This window comes from Rhizobium sp. BK418, from assembly GCF_004341105.1.
Lineage (GTDB): Bacteria > Pseudomonadota > Alphaproteobacteria > Rhizobiales > Rhizobiaceae > Rhizobium.
In genome coordinates this window covers 1-3,144 of record NZ_SLZK01000018.1, presented here as the reverse complement: position 1 = coordinate 3,144, position 3,144 = coordinate 1, and the positions used below count along the sequence as shown (strand labels likewise).

Genomic DNA, 3,144 nt, shown 5'->3' with positions numbered 1-3,144 from the left:
GATCTCTACCTGTCGCCTGGCCATGCGCTGTTTCTGGACGGCGTTTTGATCCGCGTGAAGGAGCTCGTGAACGGCACGACTATCGCACCGGTCATTCCGGACGACGGCATGTCGATCGAGTACTATGCCATCATGCTTGATACGCATGAAGTCATCCTTGCCGAAGGTGCTGCCGCCGAAACCTTCCATCTAAAGGATAGCAATCACGAGAACTTTGCCAATTTTGCCGAGTACAAGCGTCTCTATGGCGAAGAACGCACCGTGATGACGTCCTATGCGCCAGTGCTGGGAGGCGGCTGGATGCATTTCAAAGCGCTTCTCCTACTCGGCGTCTCACCACTGGTGCCGATGCGCGATCCGCTCGGGGATGCCTGTGAGAAGATCAACGCACGAGCCAAAGAGCTCTCGCTCTGAGCCCCTCGACTAGATGTCGAATACCGACAGGCTGTGGGCATACTTCTTCCGCTGCGTCCTGCGATGGCTCGCCTGTGCTACATGAGCCACACATCGCTCCGCGAAGGCTTCTCGCTGGCCCCGCAATAATATCAGGCCATCTCCGCCATCACGGCCGGGTTCATCGAACCCGGTCGCATCGCACCTGCCGACCCTATCAAAGCAGCGATTCATTCCGGTTCGTCTGCCCTTCACAACTTCATCTATACGCCCTGGACGATATCTCCTGTGGGGATGACGATCTCGCGGCTGATCGCACGCTGTTGATCTTGATCAATCCGAACTAGGTCCTTCGCACGGAATTGGAAAGGCGCCGATCGATCGGATCAGAATCAGGCCAAGGTTGCGGCGATGTGACGGGCGTCACGTGTCACGCATTTTTCACGAGACTCCCAACCGCACGGCATGGTTATGCTCCACCAGCTGATACTGCACAATCGGCACGAGAGCGGAGACCGTTGCTTTTTACTCCGCTCTCTTCCCCAATCTCTCACAATTTCCGATGGGGCGGGGTGACGCAGTGTCAGATCAAGCCAAAACGTCCAAGATGGCGCCTCGTGGGCGGGCTAGGCTTCGTTTCAGGAAGCTCAATACTTGTCGGGGGAGCCATCGCCGCCCACAGCAAGAACTCATTGGAACTATTATTAACTGCCATAGTTTCTACGCCGCGAGCCAGGCGTGGTGTCACGTCAATGTTGGCGGCGTTACAGGCGGTGGGAAGTGAAAGAGGTTGTTTCCGATAGTTTTCATTTTGGCCTCAGACGTTTGCTGGAACAATATCCAGAGCTGCAGCGGCAAGCATCGGTGGCGCATTACTTTACCGAACTAATTGAGACCTATGGCGACGCGTTAAGGAGCCGTGAAAAATATGGGACCGTTGGCGGCGAAGACAGAATGCTTCACGAACACTATGTGAGCGTTTGTAACGAGCTGGAGATGTGTCTCCTCGATAATCTTCATCAGGCCAAGTGATCGCAATCGCCACCGACGCACGGTTTACATTGCTCGAGACTTGGGTGGCCTACGTAGCTTCGCTTTGGTCTTTCCCCGAACCAGATGATGAACTGGCGATGGGGAGTTGCGGACGGCGGCACTTGGAAGCGAGGTCCGTTCACGTTGGCTAGACTCAATGACGCGCATATGCGCCGAGACGCGTTCGGCAACCTCTCCGACGATGTGGTTGCCTGCATCCCTTCCTGGATCAGACCAGGGAACCTCCCGAGGCCGCTTGAGTTGTCCTACAAAAGGAGAACCAGAAATGCCTAAGCCAACACCAGAGTCCGTAAAGTTGCCGCCCAAGTCTCTCAACGAAGACAGGCAAGATGATGCCATGCCGGACATCAATAGCGACGAGCAACGTGCCCCGCCGGTCAACATGGGCGGGAGTCGTGAGGCCGGTGACGGCGTCACGGAAGTCGATCCGCGAACCGGCCGCGCCGATTCGAAAGATCATATTCCGGCCCCGCAGTTTTCGAACCGCAAGTGACCTAATGCGCCTCGTCCGAACGGACCTAGGTGCCGGGCACATCAATTTACCGAAAACGGATGCCACAGACGCTCCGATCGTGCGGTCCTGTTAGCGGGGGAACGGCCAGTATCCGTCACACAGGGAATGTTCGACCGCGAGTCCGCCCGCGGTATCATATCGGGTGACGCAGATGCGATGACGGTCGAGGGACCCCATCTACAGTCTCGATCAAAAAGCCCTGTGCCCGTGAAATCAATCGCGAGACGCAAGGCACGGGTCAAGCACGATGTGATGTGCATCTTGGACTCTCATAGCACCACGAACTGTGACCATGTCGCCGACCTTCATTCCGTTTTCTGAGTAGGTCACGCACAAAACCCTCGCTCCTGGAAGGGCGCAGATCGCGACATACCAAAGTACCTTGTCGGTCTCCACCATAGTTATGGGCCCCGAGGCCCACAGGTCAACGCGCTCCTCCACTGGAGGGTTAAAGCCGCTGACCGTCTTTTCAAGGTCGCTGCAACTGGCTGTTTCCTCGGGCGTGGCCTCGGGATAAGCCAAGCCGGGCCGCCCAGGATATGGATTTTCTTGAGCGGCGACTGTGGACGCAAACACAAGTGCTACAGCAAACAGGGCGTGTCCTTTGAGCATGATGTGCCTTCTCGTGTCGATCTGACGTGATATCCGCGGCCTAATATCGACAGGATCCAAACGGTGCAAACGGAGAGAAATTGGATCTACTCCTATATTTTCTAGGGCATGCGTCCCTGAAGATCCCGCGCTGGAAGGCCCGTCGGGTTTTTTCAAAGTCGTTTAAAACTGCTCTGTTGATCGATGCTCAATACGGGTTGACACGACCGGATCACCTGATCGCGAGGCGCGCGTTGTGCTCGACCGACAACCTGAGTGGTGCCCCGGCGAACATCTTTGGCGAAATGCTCGGGCTCAAAATCGTCATGCTGCCGGTGGATTTCAATTCATGGGAACGGATCTGGCGGCTTGGCGACCGTCGGCATATTCAACGAACGTGCAGCAAAGCGTACGTCTTCTCCCGGAGACGTATAGAGCCTCGCTGCCGCTTGATCCGAAGCCTGCGCGGCCATAGACCGAGGTTCGGAACGCTCGAATGCGTGTAGGGCGACAATCTGGATGAGATCAGCGCGACAATCTGGATGAGATTCTGGTGTCGCGATCGTCGGCGACGGTATCATCGTGATTGTCGC

General features: G+C 56.4%; 4 protein-coding genes. 3 read left to right on the top strand and 1 reads right to left on the bottom strand.

What is annotated here, in order from left to right:
* From EV281_RS30940 to EV281_RS30930, 3 genes are all read left to right on the top strand, one after another.
* Window positions 1-414 (top strand): Hint domain-containing protein (locus tag EV281_RS30940; RefSeq protein ID WP_207896919.1); only part of this gene is annotated, 414 nt, incomplete at its 5' end.
* A gap of 759 nt (window positions 415-1,173) precedes the next feature.
* Window positions 1,174-1,425 (top strand): hypothetical protein, encoded by a 252-nt coding sequence (locus EV281_RS30935; RefSeq protein ID WP_132658650.1) that lies wholly within the window; start codon window positions 1,174-1,176, stop codon window positions 1,423-1,425.
* 358 nt (window positions 1,426-1,783) lie between these two features.
* The gene (locus EV281_RS30930) at window positions 1,784-1,939 is read left to right on the top strand and encodes a hypothetical protein (protein ID WP_245508419.1); all 156 of its coding nucleotides are present in this window, start codon (window positions 1,784-1,786) and stop codon (window positions 1,937-1,939) included.
* Window positions 1,940-2,173: 234 nt separating this feature from the next.
* On the opposite strand, the gene EV281_RS30925 is transcribed toward EV281_RS30930, so the two are convergent.
* Window positions 2,174-2,572 (bottom strand): hypothetical protein, encoded by a 399-nt coding sequence (locus tag EV281_RS30925; RefSeq protein WP_132658648.1) that lies wholly within the window; start codon window positions 2,570-2,572, stop codon window positions 2,174-2,176.
* Window positions 2,573-3,144 lie beyond the last annotated feature (572 nt).

Excerpts from the sequence above, each read along its gene's own strand:
- EV281_RS30930 (WP_245508419.1), top strand. The coding sequence starts at position 1,784 with ATGCCGGACATCAATAGCGACGAGCAACGTGCCCCGCCGGTCAACATG.
- EV281_RS30925 (WP_132658648.1), bottom strand. The coding sequence starts at position 2,572 with ATGCTCAAAGGACACGCCCTGTTTGCTGTAGCACTTGTGTTTGCGTCC.